Source organism: Candidatus Zixiibacteriota bacterium (assembly GCA_018820315.1).
GTDB lineage: Bacteria > Zixibacteria > MSB-5A5 > JAABVY01 > JAHJOQ01 > JAHJOQ01.
In genome coordinates, this window is the sequence record JAHJOQ010000080.1 from 1 (window position 1) to 3,652 (window position 3,652).

The 3,652-nt window shown below is 50.1% G+C and carries 2 protein-coding genes; both read left to right on the top strand.

The window, feature by feature from the left end:
* The first annotated feature begins 288 nt into the window (after window positions 1-288).
* Complete coding sequence (locus tag KKH67_07630; protein MBU1319051.1) at window positions 289-1,737, top strand: GIY-YIG nuclease family protein; 1,449 nt, start codon at window positions 289-291, stop codon at window positions 1,735-1,737.
* Window positions 1,738-2,000: 263 nt separating this feature from the next.
* The coding region (locus KKH67_07635; protein MBU1319052.1) for a recombinase family protein at window positions 2,001-3,652 on the top strand (1,652 nt) is incomplete at its 3' end.

Consider the following 3,652-nt stretch of genomic DNA (forward strand, 5'->3'; position numbering starts at 1 on the left):
ATAACCACAAAATCTTGGCAGATTCTGACAGCGCCAGGAAAAATGCAAAATCACCCCTATTGAAAGACAATAACTTACAGGAGGCGGAAATTGAAAATCTCAACACTGAGCATAGATCGCGACATGGTCGGTGGGGGAAAGTGTCTTGGGCAATGATCGGCAGTCTGAATCAAGATTAGAAGAAAACACTTGTCGAACCCAGACGGTATCATCGGCAAGTAGTAGGGCACGAACGTGGTAGAGCACTCTGCATTCAATCGAGCGGGTCCCCGACGAGAGAATCAGTCTGTGAGAATCAGTACTCGATTCACGTCACTTACTCCTCCGTTGAGCAGTGCGGAATACTCACAGCTTGAGGCAAGCATATTGGCCGAAGGCTGTCGAGACACACTCGTCACATGGAACGGGATCCTGCTCGACGGCCACCACCGGCTGCAGATATGCGAGAAGCACGGCCTGCCGTTTCAAGCGACGAGCATAGAACTCGAAGACGAGGCGGCAGCGAAAGTCTGGATTCTCAAGAACCAGCTTGGGCGGCGGAACCTGGCGCCTTATCAAAAAATGGAATTAGTCTTGCAATTAGAACCTCTATTATCTGCAAAAGCAAAAGATATTATGAGTCAAGCTGCGGCTGATCGACAAGCCAAAATACGTAAAATAAATGAAGAATTACATGAGTTGCCATCTTGGGACAGCGGAAATCGCTATGGTAAAGAATGTGAATTGAAGGCATTAGGGCGTGAGGCTGACAATGCGGATACTGCTAATAATCAACTCGTTTACTTCATCGAAAGTAACGGCAAAATCAAAATAGGTGTTAGCACATTTCCCGAAGCACGTCTGAAACAGCTCAAGACAGGCAATCCCGATGCTGTATTGTTAGCGTCTGTACCGGGTGGGCGATTTCTTGAAAAGGAGTTACACATAAGGCATGAAATCGATAGATGTTCTGGTGAATGGTTTAATAAATCAGCAGCATTGATGGATGACATAGTGGGGTTGTCCAACACGGACAAACCCACTGGCGCGCCATTTCATGTACGGCAAGAACTGGTGAAGCTAACCAAATTTGGTAGTGGTACTTTAGCGAGAGTCAAAGTCATCTCCGAGAAAGCGGACGAGGCAACCAAAGAACAACTGCGCAAGGGTGAGACGACTATCAACAAGGTCTACACGTCAATTCTAAATGATGAGCGTAAGGCAACCAACCGCGAGAAAAAGAATATTGCCCCCCCTGAAGGTCTATACAACGTCATAGTGATCGACCCACCCTGGCCAATAAAGAAAGTCGAGCGAGACTGCCGACCCAACCAATCTGCAGAGCTCGATTATCCAACGATGCCTCTCGAACTGATCTCGTCGATTCATATTCCAAAAGCAGATGACTGCCACCTATTCTGCTGGACAACAAACAAACTACTACCCGAGACGATCAAGATCGTCGAGGGCTGGGGTTTCCGATATGTATTGACAATGGTCTGGCATAAGCCAGGTGGTTTTCAGCCTGTTGGATTGCCACAGTACAACTGTGAGTTCATTATCTATGCGAGATATGGACATCCAGAATTCACAGATACCAAAGCGTTCAATGTTTGCTTTGATGCACCTCGTGGAAAGCACAGTGAGAAGCCGGAAGAATTTTATCGAATCATTGCTCGCGTCACTGAAGGTGAGCGGCTGGACATGTTCAGCCGTCGTCAGATCGAAGGATTCGATGTATGGGGGAACGAAGTGTGATGATCTGGCTCTCTGCGGCGCTGGAACGCACGGTGTGTTTGAAGGCAAGGCAAGAAAAGAACATCCAAGTGAGAATTCTCTTGATAGGTGCGGCGATGTGGAGCATTGTGTTAGCTGAAGGAGACGTAAGATAAAGGAATGCATAGACATAGGACGGTCGCAGAAGCTCGGCAGGATTAAGGCTCGCAGGCATTCTATGAACAGCTGTAGGATTCACATGACAGATGAAGCCGAGAAGATCAGGAGCATGATCGAAGGTGGTGATGCGTAGTATGCAATGCGCCATGTATGCCAGGTACTCCAGCGATATGCAGAAGCAGACCTCTATCGACGATCAGATTCGGGAATGCAGGAAGTTTATCTCTCACAAAGGGTGGCAGGTATGCGAGGATCATATCTACTCCGATAAGGCGGTCAGTGGAGCCGAAGTGAACAGGCCAGGATATGCGAATCTCAAGAAGTTCGCGTTCGACAGGCAGTTTGAGTGTGTTGTCGTCGATGATCTATCTCGGCTCGGCAGGGACGCCGGTGAATCCATCCATATATTCCAGGAACTCACAGTGTTTGGAATCGGCATTGCCTCCGTATCTGACGGGATCGAAACACTATCTCAGTCTGCCAAGATTCCCTACTATTTCAAGAGCATCGCAAACGAACTCTTCCTCGATGACCTGAAGGCTAAGATCGTTCGTGGAATGAAGGGACAGGTCGAGCGTGGCTATTCTGCAGGGGGCCGAGTGTACGGTTATGACGCTGTTCCGGACTTGTTCGAGAATGGAGAACAAGATAAGTTCGGCAGGCCGAAGCGACATGGTGTGCACATAAGGATCAACGACAGGGAAGCCGAGGTCGTACGAAAGATATTCGAGATGCGCAAACTGGGGATGGGTTACAGAGCAATGGCCCAGTCACTGAATGCGAAGGGCGTTCCTTCTCCTCACGCAGGTAATGGCAGCAGGAGCGGGCATTGGTGTTTGGGCCAGGTGAGATCGATGTTGAGGCAAGAGAAGTATACCGGCGACTGGACATGGAACAAGACGAAGTGGTTCAAGAAGAATATCACAGGCAAGAGACTAAAGATTGACAACCCGCCTGATAAGTGGATAGTCCACAAAGATGAATCGCTGAGGATTGTGCCGCAGCAGTTGTGGAATGCAGTTCACGGTGAGTCGAATCCACGGAATGCGCCCAAACCATCCCGGTCGCGTCCGGCGAACGGCAAATATCCGCTGTCGGGCCTGCTGGTCTGCGCCGAATGCGGGTCGTCCTACATCATCACATCATCGAGTAGCTACTCGGCTTACATCTGCAATGGCTACTGGAGCAGAGGCACTACAGTCTGCGCGTGTAATCACCGGATTCGCAGGCAGGCAGTCGAGGATGCGGTGTTCGGAAAGCTATCCGAGTTGCTGCTGTCCGAGGAGACATGTCAACGGCTCGCCGACCATATCAACTCGAGGCTGAAGGCATCGTGGCAGTCACCGGAGGCGAGGAGGGCCGAGCTGCTTCGTCAGAAATCTTCGCTCAGCAAAGCCGTCGAAAACCTGCTTGATGTTGCAGAAGCAGGTGGATTAACGGAGTCTCTCAGGGAACGACTTGTATCGAAGGAATCTCAACTGTTGAGCATTGAACGAGAACTGGCGAGTCTTTCCAACAGGAAATCGATTCCGACCAGTGTCGACGCCGAGTGGGTCAAGAGTAAGCTCTCCGGCTTGGGTGACCTATTGCAGAGGCACACAGATTCGATGAGCGTGTTCCGCGCGACTCTGAGGAACATTTTCCCCGGCAAACTCAGCGTAGGAGCGGAAGAAACGGATGGTACAACGGTGTTCAGAATTAGCGGTAACGCGATGCCGTTAAATGCGCTTGGTGAGACGGAAGTTCCAATAGAGATAAATAGCGGTGCAGGGACTTG